This window comes from Nonomuraea rhizosphaerae, from assembly GCF_019396405.1.
In the GTDB taxonomy this organism is placed as follows: Bacteria; Actinomycetota; Actinomycetes; order Streptosporangiales; family Streptosporangiaceae; genus Nonomuraea; species Nonomuraea rhizosphaerae.
Map to the genome: position 1 here is coordinate 1 of NZ_JAHKRL010000299.1, position 17,097 is coordinate 17,097.

Here is a 17,097-nt window from a genome sequence, read left to right on the forward strand (position 1 = left end):
CCCGGGGGGACCCCCCCGGACGGACGCGCCGGCGACAGAGCGCGGCGCTCCGGACGGGCGCGGCACACCGGCCGCGGATCCCGTCGGAGGCCGCGCTCGTTCATCGGCACCCCAGTCCAGACAGTAGTTACTGGCGAGTAGCATAGGCGCGGAAGCTGTCCAGCAACGAGGAGCGAATCCGTGCCTTCCTCTCGTGACGTCGTGTTCGTCGACGGCGTGCGCACGCCTTTCGGCCGGTCGGGCCCCAAGGGCCTGTACGCGGAGACCAGAGCGGACGACCTGGTCGTCCGCGTCATCCGCGAGCTGATGCGGCGCAACCCCGGCCTGCCGCCCGAGCGCGTGGACGAGGTCGCGATCGCCGCGACCACCCAGATCGGCGACCAGGGCCTGACCATCGGCCGGTCGGCGGCGGTGCTGGCCGGGCTGCCCAAGACCGTGCCGGGCTACGCGATCGACCGCATGTGCGCGGGCGCTATGACGGCCGTGACGACCGTGGCCGGCGGCATCGCGTTCGGCGCCTACGACGTGGCGATCGCCGGCGGCGTCGAGCACATGGGCCGCCACCCGATGGGTGAGGGCGTGGACCCCAACCCGAGGTTCCTGTCCGAGCGCCTGGTCGACCCGAGCGCCCTGGTCATGGGCATGACGGCGGAGAACCTGCACGACCGCTACCCGTCGATCACCAAGGAGCGCGCCGACGCGTACGCGGTGCTGTCGCAGGAGAAGGTCGCCAAGGCGTACGCGGACGGCAAGATCCAGCCGGACCTGGTGCCCACGGCGATCAGGACGGCCGAGAAGGGCTGGGGCCTGGCGGTCGAGGACGAGGCCCCGCGGCCGGGCACCACCACCGAGGCGCTGCGGGGCCTCAAGACGCCGTTCAGGCCACACGGTCACGTCACGGCGGGCAACTCCTCAGGCATCAACGACGGCGCCACCGGCTGCGTCGTGGCGGCCGGGGAGACGGCGGACGAGCTGGGGCTGTCGCCGAGGATGCGGCTGGTGTCGTACGCGTTCGCGGGCGTGGACCCCGAGATGATGGGCGTGGGCCCGATCCCGTCCACGGAGCGGGCGCTCCGCCTGGCGAATCTTGAAATTTCCGATATCGGGCTGTTCGAGATCAACGAGGCGTTCGCCGTGCAGGTGCTGGCGTTCCTGGAGCACTTCGGCATCGCCGACGACGACCCGCGGGTGAACCCGTACGGCGGCGCCATCGCCTTCGGCCACCCGCTGGCCTCCTCGGGCGTGCGGCTGATGACGCAGCTCGCGCGGCAGTTCGGCGAGCGCCCCGACGTGCGCTACGGCATCACCACCATGTGCGTCGGCATGGGCATGGGCGGCACCGTGATCTGGGAGAACCTGGCATGAACAACCTCGACAACTGGCGCAGGCTGCTGGAGAGCGGCAGCAAGGACGAGATCGTCACCAAGGCGCTCGTCCGCGACGTCGAGCTGCCCGGCGGCGCCGGCACGATGGCGCTCATCACGCTGGACAACGGCTTCGACCACACCAAGCCCAGCACGTTCGGCCCGCACGGCCTGTTCGCGCTGAACGGCGCGCTGTCGGAGATCGCCGCCCGCACGGACCTGGCGGCGGTGGGCGTGACGGGCAAGCCGTTCGTGTTCGGCGTCGGGGCCGACCTCAAGGGCGCGGCGGCGGTGACCTCGCGCGAGGAGGCGCTGGCCATCGCCCGGCTGGGGCACCACGTGTTCCGCCGGCTGGGCGAGCTGCCGATCCCGTCGTTCGCGTTCGTGAACGGCGCGGCGATGGGCGGCGGCCTGGAGGTGGCGCTGCACTGCCGCTACCGGACGATCTCCTCGGGCGTCCCGGCGGTCGCGCTGCCGGAGTGCTTCCTGGGCCTGGTGCCGGGCTGGGGCGGCACGCAGCTGCTGCCGCGGCTGATCGGCCCGGCCAAGGCGATCAAGCTGATCGTGGAGAACCCGCTGTCGCAGAACCGCATGCTCAAGGGCGCCCAGGCGTACGAGCTGGGCGTCGCGGACGCGATGTTCGAGCCGGCCGACTTCCTGGAGGAGTCGCTGCGCTGGGCCGCCCGCGTCCTCCAGGGCGAGGTCGAGGTCGAGCGCGCGGACCACGACGGCTGGGAGAAGGCCGTCTCCGACGCCCGCTTCCTGCTGGACATGAAGCTGCACGGCGCCTCCCCCGCCCCCTACCGGGCGCTCGACCTGATCGCCATGGCCGGGACGACCTCACGCGACGAGGGCTTCGCCGCCGAGGACGAGGCGCTGGCCGACCTGCTGATGGGCGACGAGCTGCGGGCCGGGCTCTACTCGTTCGACCTGGTGCAGCGGCGCGCCAAGCGGCCCGCGGGCGCGCCGGAGGCCGGGCTGGCCCGCAAGGTGGGCAAGGTCGGCGTGGTGGGCGCGGGGCTGATGGCCTCGCAGATGGCGCTGCTGTTCGCGCGCCGCCTGGAGGTGCCGGTCGTGCTGACCGACCTCGACCAGGCCAGGCTGGACAAGGGCGTCGGGTACGTGCACGCCGAGGTGGACAAGCTGCTCGGCAAGGGCCGCCTCTCCCAGGACCAGGCCAACCGGCTCAAGGGCCTGGTGACCGGCTCGCTGACCAAGGACGCCTTCGCCGACGCCGACTTCGTCATCGAGGCCGTCTTCGAGGACATGGCGGTCAAGAAGAAGGTGTTCGCCGAGGTCGAGGCCGTGGTCCCGGCCGAGTGCGTGCTGGCCACCAACACCTCCTCGCTGTCGCTGGCCGAGATGGGCGCCGACCTGCGCCACCCCGGGCGGCTGGTCGGCTTCCACTTCTTCAACCCGGTCGCGGTGATGCCGCTGCTGGAGATCGTCAAGGCTCCGGCGACCGACGAGGCGACGCTGGCCACCGCCTTCGCCGTCGGCCGGTCGCTGAAGAAGTCGGCGGTGCTGGTGAAGGACGCCCCGGCGTTCGTGGTGAACCGGCTGCTGACCCGCTTCATGGGCGAGGTGGTCGCGGCGGTGGACGAGGGCACGCCGCTGGAGGTCGCCGAGCACGCGCTGGACGACCTGGGGCTGCCGATGACGCCGTTCGCGCTGCTGCAGCTCGTCGGCCCGGCCGTGGGCCTGCACGTGGCCGAGACGCTGCACGCGGCCTTCCCCGGACGCTTCGGCGTCTCGGCGAACCTCGCCGAGCTGGTCGCCGCGGGCAGGCCGGGCGTGTACCGGCCGGACTTCTCGCTGGACCCGGAGGCGGTGAAGCTGTTCACGGGCGGCGACGCGCCCTCCAGCGCCGCCGAGGTGCGGCAGCGGGTGCTCCGGGCGCTGGCGGAGGAGATCCGGATCATGCTGGACGAGGGGGTGGTCGCGGCGGCGCAGGACATCGACCTGTGCATGATCCTTGGCGCCGGCTGGCCGTTCCACCTGGGCGGGATCACCCCGTACCTGGACAGGTCGGGCCTGGCCCGGCCGCGTTTCCTCGCCCCGGGGGTGGCGTCCCTGCCTGCTTGACCGAACCTTGGGGAGGTTCTCCCTCCTGACGCTCTCCGATCACGTAGCGTGTTCGCCGCACTACGAACGGAGAAGAGCATGATGAGAGCAGTCGGCACGATCGTGTTGTGCGGAGCCGTCCTGGCCACGGCATCCCCCGCACTCGCCGAACGGGCCCCCCGGTCGACCCTGCGGATCCTCGTCGCGGTGAAGCAGGGGCCGTCCAAGGCGGTCACCCTCACCTGTGACCGCGACGGCGGCACCCATCCGTCGGCGCGCGCGGCCTGCGCGCTACTGCGCAAGGTCAAGGGCAACCCGGCCAAGCTCAGGGTGGTGTCCCGGCCGGTGTGCACCAAGCAGTACCAGCCGCACGCCGTCGTGGTCGCGGGCAAGTGGCGCGGCAAGCCCGTCAAGTGGGGGCACGTCTACCTCAACAGCTGCCAGATGAAGGCGGCGGGCGGGGCGGTCTTCGCCCTGTAGCCCTCTGTGAGGCGCCGGGGGGACGGGCGCCGCCCGTCCCCCCGGTCTCACCGCTTTCCCGCCTCGACGCGGCTGTGACGGTAGCCGTAGGCGAAGTACAGGACCGCCCCCAGGGCCATCCACACCAGGAACCGCAGCCACGTCTCGACCGGCAGGTTGACCATCAGGTAGAGGCAGGCCAGCGCCGACAGGATCGGCAGCGCCGGCACCATCGGCGTGCGGAAGGACCGGTGCAGGTCGGGCCGGGTGCGCCGGAGCACGATCACCCCGATCGAGACCACCAGGAACGCGAAGAGCGTGCCGATGTTCACCAGCTCGGCCAGCGCCCCCAGCGACACGAACCCGGCCAGCGCCGTGGTCACCAGTCCGATGATCACCGTCAGCCGGGCCGGGGTGCCGAACCTCGGGTGGACCTTCGACAGCCCGCGCGGCAGCAGCCCGTCACGGCACATGGCGAACAGCACCCGGCTCTGCCCCAGCATGAGGATCATCACCACGGTCGTCAGCCCGGCGATCGCGCCGATGCTGATCAGCGTCGCCGCCCACGACTGCCCGACGGCGGTGAACGCGTCGGCCAGCGGCGCCTTCACGCTGAGCTGGTCGTAGCGCTGCATGCCGACCACGACCAGCGACACCGCGACGTACAGGACGGTGCAGATGGCCAGCGAGCCGATGATGCCGCGCGGCAGGTCGCGCTGCGGCTCGACGGTCTCCTCGGCGGCGGTGGCGACGATGTCGAAGCCGATGAAGGCGAAGAACACGATCGCGGCGGCGGAGAAGATCCCGATCGCGCCGTACGCGACGGGCGTGACGCCGAACAGCACCTGGATGAGCGGCGCGGCCAGCCCGCCGACCTCCTCGGTGGCCTTGGGCGCGGGGACGAACGGCGTGTAGTTGGCCGCCTTGACGAAGAACAGCCCCGCCACGATGACCAGCAGGATCACCGCCACCTTGATGGCCACGATGACCAGGTTGACGCGTGACGACAGCTTGATCCCGGCCACCAGGACGCCGGTGAGGATCAGCACGATGACCATCGCGGGGATGTTGATCACCGGGTCGTCGCCGGCCATCCAGTCGGGCAGGCCCAGGCCCAGCGAGGACATCAGCGAGGCGAAGTAGCCCGACCAGCCGACGGACACCACCGCCCCGGCCAGCGCCATCTCCAGCATGAGGTCCCAGCCGATGATCCACGCGGGGAACTCCCCCAGCGTGGCCATCGAGAACGTGTACGCCGACCCGGCGACCGGGATGGTGGAGGCGAACTCGGCGTAGCACAGGGCCGCGAGCCCGCACACCACGGCGGCCACCACGAACGAGATGGCGACGGCCGGACCGGCCGTCTCCTTCGCCACCTTGCCGGTCAGCACGAAGATGCCGGTGCCGACGATGACGCCGATGCCGAAGACCGTGAGGTCGACGGCGGTCAGGCGTTTCCTGAGCCGATGCTCGGGCTCCTCGGTGTCGCGCAGCGACTGCTCGACGCTCTTGGTGCGAAAGATGTCCACCCCGAGCGGTCTTCCCCCACCCCCGGTGATCATTCCTGTCGCGGGAGTGACAGCCGGGGTGACTTCGGGGGTGCCCTCGGGGGTGCCCTCGGGGGTGACGGCAGGATCAGCCCGGCGTGATCACCTCGTGCGCGCTGCGCTTGGCCACCGCCTCGGTGATCTGCCGGGCCAGGTCCTGGCCGGTCAGCCCGATCTGGCCGAGGATCGCCCCCCGCTTGGCGTGGTCGAGGAAGCGCTGCGGGATGCCGTAGGTCCGTACGGGGACGTCCACGTCGGCGTCGCGCAGCAGGCGGGCCACCGCGTCGCCGACGGCGCCCACGCGGCCGTTGTCCTCGACGACGGCGACCAGCTTGTGCGCGGCCGCCGCCGGGACGAGGGCCTCGTCGAGCGGCTTGACCCAGCGCGGGTCGACCACGGTGGCGGAGATGCCCTGCGCGTCGAGCATGACGGCGGCCTCCAGGCACACCTGCGCCATCGGGCCGACGCCGACCAGCAGCACGTCGGACCCGCCGTCGCGCAGCACGTCCATGGTGCCCAGCCTGGCGACCGCCTCGGCCTGCTCGGCCAGCGCGCCCTTGGGGTAGCGCAGCACGGTGGGGCCGTCGGAGACCTCGACGGCCTCGCGCAGCAGCTGGGCCAGCCGCTCGCCGTCGCGCGGCACGGCGACCCGCAGGTGCGGCACGACCTGCAGGATCGACAGGTCCCACATGCCGTTGTGGCTGGCGCCGTCGTCGCCGGTGACGCCGGCGCGGTCGAGCACCACGGTGACGGGCAGCCGGTGCAGCGCCACGTCGAGCAGGAGCTGGTCGAAGGCCCGGTTGAGGAAGGTCGCGTAGAGGGCGACGACCGGGTGCATACCGCCCAGCGCCAGCCCGGCGGCGCTGGTCAGGGCGTGCTGCTCGGCGATGCCGACGTCGTAGATGCGGTCGGGGTAGGCCGCGGCGAAGGAGGCCAGGCCGACCGGGTGGAGCATGGCCGCGGTGATCGCCACGATGTCGTCGCGCCGCCCGGCGAGGCTGACCAGCTCCTCGCTGAACACGTCGGTCCAGATGCGGGGCTTGGGCTTCTCCTTGCCCGTCGCCTTGTCGAACGGGCCGGGGCCGTGGAACTGGTCCTCGTCGTGGTTCTCCGCGGGCATGTAGCCGCGGCCCTTCTGGGTGAGGGCGTGCACGATGACCGGGCCGCGGAAGTCGCGGGCCTTGCGCAGCGCCGCCTCCATGGCCTGCTCGTCGTGGCCGTCGATGGGGCCGACGTACTTCAGGCCGAGGTCCTCGAACATCACCTGCGGGGCCAGGACGTCCTTGACGCCCTTCTTGAAGCCGTGGAGCGCGTCGTACAGCACGGGAACGTTCCCGATCTTGTCCTTGACGAACTCGAGCATGTCCTCGTAGCGGCGGTTGACCCGCAGCGACGACAGGTGGGAGGCCAGCCCGCCGATGGTCGGCGAGTAGGAGCGGCCGTTGTCGTTGACGACGATGACGAGCGGCAGGTCCTTGCTGGCGGCGATGTTGTTGAGCGCCTCCCAGGCCATGCCGCCGGTCAGCGCGCCGTCGCCGATCACCGCGACGACCGTGCGGTCGTGCTCGCCGCGCAGCTTGAACGCCTTGGCCATGCCGTCGGCGTAGGACAGCGCGGTGGAGGCGTGGGAGTTCTCGACGAAGTCGTGCTCGGACTCGGCCTGGCTCGGGTAGCCGGACAGGCCGCCCTCCTGCTTCAGCGCGCCGAAGCCCTCGGCGCGGCCGGTGAGCAGCTTGTGCACGTACGCCTGGTGCCCGGTGTCCCAGATCAGCGGGTCGTTCGGCGAGTCGAAGACGCGGTGCAGCGCGATCGTGAGCTCCACCACACCGAGGTTGGGGCCGAGATGGCCGCCGAACCTGGCGCAGGAGTCGACGAGGAGGTCACGGATCTCCCCGGCCAGCCGCGCCAGCTCCTCCGCATCCAGGCGTTTGACGTCGTGAGGTGTCTTCACCGAGCCCAGCAACCCGCTCACGGATGCGATCCCCTCTGCTCCTTTGCACTGACGGATCGAGTCTAGTTCGTGAGCGACACGCTGACTCCATCAAGTCAATTCCACCCACATATGTCCGATCTTGACCTAGTCTTTCCCTCACTATGAACACTCTCCCCATGAAGAAACTGTCGTCGCTGGTTGCCGTCGGCGCGGTCGTCGCGCTCGCCGGCGCGGGCACCGCGGCAGCGGAAGCGAAGCCGGTCTCCGCAGGTCAGCAGTCGGTCCAGCAGGCGGCCCAGGCCGCCGGCGCCACCGTCGCGCCGCCGCGGGGCAAGGCCGCGGCCACCAACAACCCGCTCTACCGGACGGGTCGCCTCGCCAGCTCCAACTGCTCGCCCGGCACCCTGCCCAAGGGCAGCACCGCCGCCTACAAGCGCTTCCTCACGACCGTGACGAACTGCCTCAACCGGTCCTGGACCTCCCAGTTCCGCAAGGCAGGGCTCTCGTTCAGCAAGCCGCGCCTGCGCATCATCACCAAGAAGGTCCGCACGCCCTGCGGCCCGTGGAGCTCGGGCGCCGACGGCGTCTACTGCTCGACCGACCGCACGATGTACATGCTGATCACCCGTACCCAGCTGCGCCAGCCGTTCGCGCTCGGCATCACCCGCCTGATGGCGCACGAGTACGGTCACCACGTCCAGAACATGTCCGGCATCTGGAACTACTACTGGGCCGCCAGGAACTCCAGCGGCCGCTCCGGCCAGCTCGCGCTGTCGCGCCGCTCCGAGCTGCAGGCCGAGTGCTTCTCCTCGGTGTTCATGCGCACGGTCACCAACACGCTGCCCGTGGACTCGGGTGAGTGGGACTACACCGTCGACTGGTTCCGCAAGAACGGCGCCAAGGGCTGGCCGCAGAACGACCACGGCAAGGGCCCGTCCCAGGCGTACTGGATGAACCGCGGTTACGGCTCGGCGCAGCCCGGCTCCTGCAACACCTGGGCCGCCCCGTCGCGTACCGTCGCCTGACCGATCACGTGAAGTGACGCGGCCGTGCCCCACCTGGGGGCGCGGCCGTTTCACATTATTCGGCCATGTATTGCGCTTTCCGGACAAACCACAGGACTCGCCGACAAGCCCCTACGCAGTGGTCTAGTATCCGCGATCGTGCGTATACCCCTTATCGCCGCATCTGTCGGCATGGTCGTGGGTCTGGCCCTGTCGGGTACGGCGGCCAACGCGGAGACCACGGTCGCGCGGGACACCCAGGCCGCGCGGGACACCCAGGCCGCGCCACCGGCCGTCCTGGCCAAGAACAAGATCTACCGTTCCGGCACCCCGTCGGCGCAGTCGTGCTCGATCCCCTCGATCCGCACCGGCAGCGCCGCCTCGCTCAAGACCTTCCACCGGGCGATGGCCAGATGCGCCAACACGTTCTGGGCCACCAGGTTCAGGGCCGCGGGCATGCGCTACAGCCCGCCGAGGATCGCCATCACGACCGGCAGCAACTCGGTCTGCGGGAAGATCACCAGCAACGGCGCCCAGTACTGCCCGGCGCAGCGCACGATCGCCATCCGGATCATGAAGCGGGACCTCCAGGACCCGTTCCGCATGAACATCGCGCACTCGATCGCCCACGAGTGGGGCCACCACGTGCAGCAGCTCAGCGGCATGCTGGACGAGCAGAACAGGCTCTACTGGCGGTCGGGGGGCAGCGCGCGCTCCATCCTCAGCCACCGCCTGGAGATGCAGGCCGAGTGCTTCGCCGGCGTCTTCTACAGCTCCACGCTCGACTCCATCGACCCCGGCATCACCTGGGACCAGTGGATCGACGCCGTCAGCAGGGCCGGGGAGAGCAAGGTCCACGGCAAGCCGCGCAACCTCGCCTACTGGCAGAACCGCGGCTACACCGGCGGTTCGGCCCGTTTCTGCAACACCTGGACCGCGCCGCGCGGCCGGGTGTCCTGACCGGCCGGGGCCGGCGGTCCTAGCCGCTGGCCCTGGCCAGCACCTCCAAGGGGTCCGACAGCACGTGGGCGAAGGCCAGCTCGGCCGCGCCCACGAGCGTCGCGTCGTCGGCCAGCGACGAGGTGCGCAGCCGCAGCCGCTCGCGCTGCGGCGCCATCGCGTGCAGCGCCAGCCGGGTGCGGACCTGGGCGGCCGAGCCGAGGTAGATGTCGCGCAGCGTGCCGCCGAAGATCACCATCTCCGGGTTGAAGATATTGACCAGGTTCGCCACCCCGAGGCCGAGCCAGTCGCCGACCCGCTTGAGCGCCTTCTGCGCGACGATGTCGCCCCTGTCGGCGGCGTCGACCACCGCGCGCACGGCCTCTCTGCCCTGCTGGTCGCCGCCCACCCGGCCGGCCGCGTCCAGCACGGCGCGCTCCCCCACCTCCGCCTCCAGGCAGCCGTGGGAGCCGCAGCCGCAGGCCCGGCCGCCGGGGTTGACCACCATGTGGCCGACCTCGCCGCCGTAGCCGTCGTGCCCGCCCACCAGGTGGCCGCCGGCGATGATCCCGCCGCCGATGCCCACGTCGCCGTGCAGGTAGATGAGGTCCCTGACGGCCGCCGCGGTGCCGCGGCTGTGCTCGGCGAGCGCCGCCAGGTTGGCGTCGTTGCCGACGCTGACGGGTAAGCCCAGGCCGAGCCTGCGGCCCAGCTCCTCGCCGAACGGCACCTCGTCGGCGTTCAGGTTGGGGCCGAACCTGATCACGCCGTCGCCCTTGCGCACCCCGCCGGAGACCGCCGCCGCCGCGCCGACGCACACCGTGTCGTCCCTGGTCTTGCGGCGCATCTGCCGGGCGAACCCGGCCAGCATCCCGGCCAGCTCCTCCAGCGCGAACGGGCCGCGCCGGCGTACGGCCTCGCGCCGGTCGAGGATCACCCCGCCCAGCCCCACCCGGGCGACGGCCAGCCGGTCGGGGCCCACGTCGAAGGCGAACACGTACACCCGGGCAGACTCGGGCCGCACCACGAGCGAGGGACGGCCCGCGCGGCCCGTCTCCCGCGGCAGCTCCTCGCGCACCAGCCCGGCGGCGGTGAGGTCGGAGGTCAGCGCCATGATCGTACTGCGGTTGAGTCCCATCTTCGCCGTCAGCTCGGCGCGCGAGATCGGCCCGCCCAGGTGGACGTGCCGCAGGAGGGCGCCGAGGTTGTGACGCCTGATGTCCTCCTGCGAGGGACCGGCTCGCATCGTCTGGGTTTCCTTGAAGGGGTGGGAGTCGCTGATCACCTTAGACCAGCGGCAGCCGCCCGCTTGCGCGCCAGCGCGTCAACCCCCGCCGCCAGCAGCAGGACGAACCCGGTGACCAGGTATTTGACGCTGGCACCGTACCCCATCAGGCCCATGCCGTTCTCGATCACCGCGACGACGGCGCCGCCGAGAACGGCGTCGAGCACCCGCCCCTTGCCGCCGAACAGGCTGGTGCCGCCGATGACGGCGGCCCCGACGGCGTACAGCAGCACGGAGCTGCCGCCGGTGTTGGGGTCGACCGAACTGGCCCTGGAGGCGGCGATGATGCCGCCGACCGCGGCCATCGAGGAGCAGATGACGAACGCGGCGATCCTGATCCTGTCCACGCCGATGCCGGCCCTGCGGGCCGCCTCGGTGTTGCCGCCGACCGCGTAGATGTGCCGGCCGAACGCGGTGCGGCGCAGCACGAACGTCCAGATGACCAGCAGCACGAGGATGACGGGCACCACGATCGGCACGCCCATGAGCGAGCTGAGCGCCGGGTTGCGCGAGCGCTCAAGGTTGAGCACGTACACCAGGAGGCCGGCGACGACCGCCAGCGCGCCCACGCGGGCGGCGATCAGCGAGAGCGGGTCGGCCACCAGGCCGCGCGCGGACCGCTTCCTGGCCCGGAAGAGCTGGAGGCCGGCGTAGATCGCCACGCACGCGGCGTACAGCGCCCAGCCGAGCCAGACCGGCAGGTTCTTGTTGGCGACGGCGTTGACGACGTCGTCGCGGATCGAGATGTTCGTGCCCTCCCTCACCAGCACCAGGACCAGGCCCTGGAAGGCGAGGAAGGCCGCCAGTGTGACCACGAAGGACGGGATGCCGACCTTCGCCACCAGCGTGCCGAGCACGGTGCCGATGACCACGCCGGTGAGGATCGCCGCCACCACGCACACGTACCAGGGCAGGCCCATGTTGGTGAGCGTGACGGCGAGCACCGCCGCGCACACGCCGCTGGCGAACCCGGCCGACAGGTCGATCTCGCCGAGCAGCAGCACGAACACCAGGCCCATGGCGATCACCGTGACGGCGGCGCCCTGGGTGAACAGGTTGGCGACGTTGATGGACGTCATGAAGGCCGGGCGGGCGATGGCGAAGACCGCGCAGAGCACGACCAGGCCGAGCACGGCCGGCAGCGCGCCCATGTCGCCGCCGCGCACCCGCTCGATGTAGGCGTGGACGCTGTTGGCGATCGACGGCGACTGCGTCGCGGTGACGATCGCCTCGCCGGGCAGTTCCTTGACCTTGTTCATTGCGCGATCCCCAGGTCTCCGCTGCGGCCGGATGTGATCAGTTCCACGACCTGCGCGTGCGTCACGTCGGCGGTCTTGACCTGGGCGGCCATCCTGCCGAGGTAGAGCGCCGCGATCCGGTCGGAGACGGCGAACACGTCGTTCATGTTGTGCGAGATGAGCACGACGGCCAGGCCGGTGTCGGCCAGCCGCCGCACCAGCTCCAGCACCTGCGCGGTCTGGGCCACGCCCAGCGCCGCCGTCGGCTCGTCGAGGATGACGACCTTGCTGTTCCACAGGACGGCCTTGGCGATGGCCACCGTCTGCCGCTGGCCGCCGGACAGGCTGGACACCTGCTGCCTGATGGACTTCACCGTCCGCACGGACAGGCCGTCGAGGGTCTGCGCGGCCAGCTCCTCCATGGAGTCCTCGTCCAGGACGAGGCCGCTGCGGCGTTCCCTGCCGAGGAACATGTTCTGGACGATGTCGAGGTTGTCGCAGAGGGCGAGATCCTGGTAGACGATCTCGATGCCGAGCTCGCCGGCGTCGCGGGGCCCGTGCACGATGACCGGCTTGCCGTCGAAGACGATGTCGCCGCCGTCGATGGGATAGATGCCGCCGATGCACTTGACCAGCGTGGACTTGCCCGCGCCGTTGTCGCCCACCAGGGCGGTCACCTCGCCGGCGTAGGCGGAGAACGCGACGTCGTGCAGGACCTGTACGGGGCCGAAGCTCTTGTCTATCCCGCGCACTTCGAGCAGGGGTGTCATGGGGCTCCCTCAGGTACGGCCCCCGCTCGGGGGGCCGTACCCTGGTCCGTTTCTTACTGGATTCCGGCTTCGGTGCACTTGGCGGCGAAGTCGCCGGTGCAGAGCTCTTCCTTGGTCACGTAGCCGTCCGCCACGACGTCCTTGACGTTCTCGAGGTAGATCGGCTGCGGGTCCAGGAGCTCCGCGGGCACGTCCTGCTTGCTCTCCGGGTCGGTGACCTTGCCGCTCGCCGTGGGCTTCTCACCCTTGGCCAGCGCGACCGCGAGCTTGGCGCCCGCCTCGGCCTCCTTCTTGACGGCCTTGTACACGGTCATGCACTGGTCGCCGTTCAGGATGTTCTGCAGGCCCTGGACGGTGGCGTCCTGGCCGGTCACCGGAACCTTGCCGTTGAGGTTGTTCTTCTTCAGCACGGTGATGGCGGCGTTGCCGAGGCCGTCGTTGGCGGCCAGGACTCCGGCGATCTTCGGCTGGCTGGTCAGCATCTGCTCGAAGATCGTGCCGGCCTGGGTGTTGTCCCAGTCGGGCACGGACTGGTCGGGGCCCTTGACGTAGTCGCCGGCGTCGTACTTGGGCTTGAGCACGCCGTCGTAACCCTCCTTGAAGAGGGTCGCGTTGTTGTCGGTCGGCGAGCCGTTGAGCTCGGCGACGATCGGCTTCTCCGCCTTCTTGTCGGTCAGGCACTTCACCAGGCCCTCACCCTGCAGGGTGCCGACCTTGGTGTTGTCGAAGCTGACGTAGTAGGCGGCGCCGCCGTTCAGCGTGAGCCGGTCGTAGTCGATCGTGGCCACGCCCTGGGACTTGGCCTTGTCGATGACGGTCTTGCCGGTGCCGCTGTCCAGGTTGACGATCATCAGCACGGTCGCGCCGTTGGTGATCATCTGGTCGGCGATGGTCTGGAACGCGGTCTTGTCGTTCTGGGCGTTCTGGATGTCGTACTCGACTCCAGCGGCCTTGAACGCCTCTTCGAGGTACTTGCGGTCCGCCGTCTCCCAACGGGCCGAGGACTTGCTGTCGGGCAGGATGACGCCGATCTTGCCGGCCTTCTGCGAGGCGGAGGCCGACGCGGAAGCGGAAGACGTGGAACCGGTGGTCGGACCGCTGTCGCTCCCGCAGGCGGTGAGACCGAGGGCTAGAGCGGCAGCCGAGGCGGTCAGGCTGAGGATCCCCTTGCGCATGGTGCAGGGTCCTTTCTTCCGGAGGGGCCCGGATGAATGTTGTTTGCGGCAACGTATTCCCGTACAGCCTGCTTTGGAAGACCTCCGGAGGGGGGAGTTTGTTGTTCCGGATAACAATCTAGAAACGCGCCTGACATCGGGGGTTCACCGTACGCACCCCTCCGGACACCGAAACGCCGCTCCAGCCGGGGATGCGGTTGTCAAGTGACGGCCGCTCGCTCACGCGGCGCTTTCTCACACAGGGTCGGGCAGTTCCATCGCCGCCAGCCGGGCCGGGTCGGCCAGCGCCGCGATGCCGGCGACGCGACCGTCGGCGACGGTGAAGGCCAGCAGCGAGAGCGGCGTGCCGTCCGCGCGCCAGGCGACGAGCCCGGGCAGGCCGTTGACCAGCACCTCCCGGGCCAGACCGGAGGCGCCGGAGGCGATCCGCGAGCGGCCGGCGACCTCGGTGGCGCCGAGCACCACCACCACGTCGCCGGGAATGTCGACGGTCATCCGCACCTCGGGGTCGAGCACGCGCAGCAGGGCCTCGAAGTCGCCGAGGCGGGCCGCCGCCAGGAAGGCCCGGACCACCTCACGCTGCTCCCGCCGCGCGGCCTCCCCCGGCTCCGGCCGGGGGGAGCGCACCTTCCTGCGGGCCCGGCTGGCGAGCATCTTCGCGGCGTCGGTGGACTTGCCCAGGATCTGGCCGATCTCGCCGAACGGCACCGCGAACAGGTCGTGCAGCACGAACGCCAGCCGCTCGTCCGGCCCGAGCGAGTCCAGGACGACCAGGAGGGCGAGCCCGACCGAGTCGGCGAGCGCCACGTCGTCCTCCGGCGCGGGGCCGTCGCCGAACGTCACCACCAGCTCGGGCAGCCCGTCGTCGTAGGAGTCCTCGGGGCGGGCCCGGCGCGAGCGCAGGACGTCGAGGCTGATCCGGCCGACCACCGTGGTCAGCCAGCCGGCGAAGTTGTGGATGGTCGCCGCGTCCTGGCGGGAGAGCCGCAGCCAGGCCTCCTGCACCACGTCCTCGGCGTCGGCGTGCGATCCGAGCATGCGGTAGGCGACCGCGCGCAGCCGGTCGCGCTCGGCCTCGAACGTCTCGGCCACCGAGGCCGCCGCCGGGTCCTCGGGGGTGGTGTCGGACATGTTGTTACCTTCCTCGGATCCGCTCCGTCATGGGTGATGACGGGCCCCGAGGGGCGCAGGTAACCGATGAGGGAGCGAAGACCCATGGAAGCACGCATACAGACCCCGGCGAGTGCCGACGTGACGGCCGCGATCCAGGGCCTCTACAAGGCCGTGCACTCCGGCGGTGTGGACCCGCTCGTGCAGGAGCTGGTCCACCTGCGGGCCAGCCAGATCAACGGCTGCAGCCCGTGCGTGTTCGCGGGCGTGGCCTCGGCCAGGCGGCACGGCGAGAGCGACGAGCGGCTGCACAGCGTGGTCGCGTGGCGCGAGACGCCCTTCTTCACCCCGGCGGAGCGGGCCGCGCTCGCGCTGACCGAGGCCGCCACCCGGATCCAGGACGGGGCGCCGGGGGTGAGCGACCAGATCTGGGACGAGGCCGCCGCCCACTTCGACGAGAAGCAGTTGTCGGCGATCGTGCTGAACATCGCGATGACGAACTTCTTCAACCGGATCAACCACACGATCCGGGAGCAGGCTGGCAAGACCTGGTGAACCTGGACGGACGCCGATACATCCGATGTTTTCGGACGGCGCAGCCGCCGGTGTGACGGCTGCGCCACGTCCGTCCCGGTGGGGTCGGACGCTCGCGCCCGGTGTGTCAGACGCTCGCGGCCCCGGGATGGGCCAAGCCCTGCATCCGCATGCCGCCCTTGTACACCTCCACGACCTCGATCCGCCCGGTGGTGACGTCGACCGTGTAGGCCCGCGTACCCCCCATGCCCCGGTACAGGATCGTGACCTCGGACGGGCTGCGCCAGAGCGTGGTGCCGGCGATGCCGCCACGGGCGTCCGGCAGGCCACGCACGAGCACCTTGCGCAGGGTCCTGCCGGTCTTGACGTCCAGCAGGGTCAGGATGCCTTTCTTGAGCTCCGGATGCTCGACGGCGGCCACCGTACGACCGTCCGGCGCCACTTCGCTGAACATGATGAACGCCCCGTCGAAACGCACCGGCTTGCCTCCGCCGGTGACCGGCATCAGCCACATGTCGGTCTTGCGGTAGCGGATGAGCTCGACGAGGCCGCCCTTGACGCTGACCGCCTCGTACCTGCCGTCGATGGATCGTGTCCTGCCCGTGCGCACGTCGATCAGCGTCGCGGGGTCCTTGCTGCCCTCGCGGGGGTCGAAGACGACGTACCGGCCGTCGTCGGAGAGCACCAGCATGGACCCGATGCCGATCCGCTCCTCCTCGACGATGACCGGCGAGGTCGTCACAGCGCCGCTGACCAGGTCACGCACCACGTGTGCCTGGGCGTCGCGGCTGTAGTAGGCCAGCATGCGGCCGTCCCGGCTGATCGCGACGGGCGCCGGCCACTCCTTGGCGGTGCGCGCGAGCGCCTGCGGCACCCGGTACGTGGCGCCGGCCCGGGTGACCACCCGCCACTCGGCCGCGTCGCAGTCGCTCTTCCCCTCGACGAACGCGCAGTCGGTCATGTACGCCTCGCTGATCGCCCCCACCTGGCCCTCGGGCAGGTCGGGCACGCTCTCCTGGCTCTGCTGCGTGGCCGGCCGGGCGCCGCGCGGCCACGGCATCGCGAACGCCGCCGCCGTCAGGCACAGCACCGCGACGACGGCCGTCGCCACCACGGTCCGCCGCCTGCGCCGGTGGCCGGCGATGGCCGCGTCGGCGAGGCTGACCAGCGGAGCCTCCTCGGCGATGTCCCCCAGGGCCTCGCGCAGTCGTGTCATCGGGCCACCTCCTCCAGGTCGTTCAGCAGATGCACCAGCTCGGGGGCGGCCTCGCGCAGGTTGGCCAGCGCCTGGCGCAGCACGATCCGGTCCAGCGCGGCTCCGTCGTACGAGACGCCCCGCTCGGGCGGGTCGGCGCTGGGCACCTCGGGGCGCGCCCTGCGCCTCCAGGAGATGTACTGGTTGACCATGGCCTTGCGGGTGTAGGCCTCCGGGCTGCCGTCCTTGGCCAGCCTGGACCAGTGGCCCACGACGTTGACCAGGACGCTCTGCAGCAGGTCCTCGGCTTGGTGCGCGTCCCCGGTGAGCAGGTATGCGGTCCGCATCAGGGCTTGCTGGCGGGCGAGCACGAACTCACGGAAGCCGTCGTGACGGTCCAATGTGATCTCCTCTCGCCCGTTACCAACGCGACCTGTGTGACAAAAGGTTGTGCCGCCTGACCCACCGGATTCGGCGGGT

The 17,097-nt window shown here is 70.8% G+C and carries 15 protein-coding genes; 6 read left to right on the forward strand and 9 right to left on the reverse strand.

Annotated elements, in window-relative coordinates:
- Nucleotides 1-201 precede the first annotated feature (201 nt).
- The 3 genes from KME77_RS15140 (at nt 202) to KME77_RS15150 (ending at nt 3,908) form a co-directional block, all read left to right on the forward strand.
- The gene (locus tag KME77_RS15140) at nt 202-1,365 is read left to right on the forward strand and encodes a thiolase family protein (RefSeq protein ID WP_219467393.1); all 1,164 of its coding nucleotides are present in this window, start codon (nt 202-204) and stop codon (nt 1,363-1,365) included.
- Nucleotides 1,362-3,449 (forward strand): 3-hydroxyacyl-CoA dehydrogenase NAD-binding domain-containing protein, encoded by a 2,088-nt coding sequence (locus KME77_RS15145; RefSeq protein WP_219467359.1) that lies wholly within the window; start codon nt 1,362-1,364, stop codon nt 3,447-3,449. Before KME77_RS15140 ends, KME77_RS15145 begins: the two co-directional genes overlap by 4 nt.
- A 78-nt stretch (nt 3,450-3,527) precedes the next feature.
- Nucleotides 3,528-3,908, forward strand: coding sequence for an SSI family serine proteinase inhibitor (locus KME77_RS15150; protein WP_219467361.1), 381 nt, complete (start codon nt 3,528-3,530; stop codon nt 3,906-3,908).
- A gap of 47 nt (nt 3,909-3,955) precedes the next feature.
- Here the strand turns inward: KME77_RS15150 and KME77_RS15155 are convergent, their stop codons facing one another.
- Nucleotides 3,956-5,416 carry an amino acid permease gene (locus KME77_RS15155; protein ID WP_308250708.1) on the reverse strand — a complete coding sequence of 487 codons (1,461 nt, stop codon included), beginning with the start codon at nt 5,414-5,416 and terminating at the stop codon, nt 3,956-3,958.
- Nucleotides 5,417-5,522: 106 nt separating this feature from the next.
- Nucleotides 5,523-7,397: a 1-deoxy-D-xylulose-5-phosphate synthase gene (gene dxs, locus KME77_RS15160; protein WP_219467396.1), complete on the reverse strand. Its 1,875-nt coding sequence runs from the start codon at nt 7,395-7,397 to the stop codon at nt 5,523-5,525.
- A gap of 146 nt (nt 7,398-7,543) precedes the next feature.
- Here dxs and KME77_RS15165 point away from each other — a divergent pair, with 146 nt between their 5' ends.
- Nucleotides 7,544-8,392, forward strand: a complete 849-nt coding sequence (locus KME77_RS15165; RefSeq protein WP_219467368.1) for a neutral zinc metallopeptidase — start codon at nt 7,544-7,546, stop codon at nt 8,390-8,392.
- A gap of 138 nt (nt 8,393-8,530) precedes the next feature.
- Nucleotides 8,531-9,331, forward strand: coding sequence for a neutral zinc metallopeptidase (locus tag KME77_RS15170; protein ID WP_219467369.1), 801 nt, complete (start codon nt 8,531-8,533; stop codon nt 9,329-9,331).
- Nucleotides 9,332-9,350: 19 nt separating this feature from the next.
- On the opposite strand, the gene KME77_RS15175 is transcribed toward KME77_RS15170, so the two are convergent.
- From KME77_RS15175 to KME77_RS15195, 5 genes are all read right to left on the reverse strand, one after another.
- Nucleotides 9,351-10,556 carry an ROK family transcriptional regulator gene (locus tag KME77_RS15175; protein ID WP_219467371.1) on the reverse strand — a complete coding sequence of 402 codons (1,206 nt, stop codon included), beginning with the start codon at nt 10,554-10,556 and terminating at the stop codon, nt 9,351-9,353.
- 35 nt (nt 10,557-10,591) lie between these two features.
- A complete protein-coding gene (locus tag KME77_RS15180; RefSeq protein WP_219467373.1) occupies nt 10,592-11,854 on the reverse strand; it encodes a sugar ABC transporter permease in 1,263 nt (420 codons plus the stop codon).
- Nucleotides 11,851-12,603 (reverse strand): ATP-binding cassette domain-containing protein, encoded by a 753-nt coding sequence (locus KME77_RS15185; protein WP_219467376.1) that lies wholly within the window; start codon nt 12,601-12,603, stop codon nt 11,851-11,853. Before KME77_RS15185 ends, KME77_RS15180 begins: the two co-directional genes overlap by 4 nt.
- Nucleotides 12,604-12,656: 53 nt before the next feature.
- Nucleotides 12,657-13,778, reverse strand: a complete 1,122-nt coding sequence (locus KME77_RS15190; protein WP_219467379.1) for a sugar ABC transporter substrate-binding protein — start codon at nt 13,776-13,778, stop codon at nt 12,657-12,659.
- 234 nt (nt 13,779-14,012) lie between these two features.
- Nucleotides 14,013-14,909 carry a sigma-70 family RNA polymerase sigma factor gene (locus tag KME77_RS15195; protein ID WP_219467381.1) on the reverse strand — a complete coding sequence of 299 codons (897 nt, stop codon included), beginning with the start codon at nt 14,907-14,909 and terminating at the stop codon, nt 14,013-14,015.
- Nucleotides 14,910-14,993: 84 nt separating this feature from the next.
- Between KME77_RS15195 and KME77_RS15200 the strand changes: the two genes are divergently transcribed.
- The gene (locus KME77_RS15200; protein ID WP_219467384.1) at nt 14,994-15,443 is read left to right on the forward strand and encodes a carboxymuconolactone decarboxylase family protein; all 450 of its coding nucleotides are present in this window, start codon (nt 14,994-14,996) and stop codon (nt 15,441-15,443) included.
- 106 nt (nt 15,444-15,549) lie between these two features.
- Here the strand turns inward: KME77_RS15200 and KME77_RS15205 are convergent, their stop codons facing one another.
- Together KME77_RS15205 and KME77_RS15210 are read right to left on the reverse strand one after the other, a co-directional pair.
- Nucleotides 15,550-16,638 carry a hypothetical protein gene (locus KME77_RS15205; RefSeq protein ID WP_219467387.1) on the reverse strand — a complete coding sequence of 363 codons (1,089 nt, stop codon included), beginning with the start codon at nt 16,636-16,638 and terminating at the stop codon, nt 15,550-15,552.
- On the reverse strand, nt 16,635-17,018 hold the full coding sequence (locus tag KME77_RS15210) for a sigma factor (protein ID WP_219467391.1): 384 nt from the start codon (nt 17,016-17,018) through the stop codon (nt 16,635-16,637). The genes KME77_RS15205 and KME77_RS15210 overlap by 4 nt, the downstream gene beginning before the upstream one ends.
- Nucleotides 17,019-17,097 lie beyond the last annotated feature (79 nt).

Coding starts and splice junctions, on each gene's coding strand:
- KME77_RS15145 (WP_219467359.1), top strand. CDS start 1,362: ATGAACAACCTCGACAACTGGCGCAGGCTGCTGGAGAGCGGCAGCAAG.
- KME77_RS15150 (WP_219467361.1), top strand. CDS start 3,528: ATGATGAGAGCAGTCGGCACGATCGTGTTGTGCGGAGCCGTCCTGGCC.
- KME77_RS15165 (WP_219467368.1), top strand. CDS start 7,544: ATGAAGAAACTGTCGTCGCTGGTTGCCGTCGGCGCGGTCGTCGCGCTC.
- KME77_RS15175 (WP_219467371.1), bottom strand. CDS start 10,556: ATGCGAGCCGGTCCCTCGCAGGAGGACATCAGGCGTCACAACCTCGGC.
- KME77_RS15180 (WP_219467373.1), bottom strand. CDS start 11,854: ATGAACAAGGTCAAGGAACTGCCCGGCGAGGCGATCGTCACCGCGACG.
- KME77_RS15185 (WP_219467376.1), bottom strand. CDS start 12,603: ATGACACCCCTGCTCGAAGTGCGCGGGATAGACAAGAGCTTCGGCCCC.
- KME77_RS15190 (WP_219467379.1), bottom strand. CDS start 13,778: ATGCGCAAGGGGATCCTCAGCCTGACCGCCTCGGCTGCCGCTCTAGCC.
- KME77_RS15195 (WP_219467381.1), bottom strand. CDS start 14,909: ATGTCCGACACCACCCCCGAGGACCCGGCGGCGGCCTCGGTGGCCGAG.
- KME77_RS15200 (WP_219467384.1), top strand. CDS start 14,994: ATGGAAGCACGCATACAGACCCCGGCGAGTGCCGACGTGACGGCCGCG.
- KME77_RS15205 (WP_219467387.1), bottom strand. CDS start 16,638: ATGACACGACTGCGCGAGGCCCTGGGGGACATCGCCGAGGAGGCTCCG.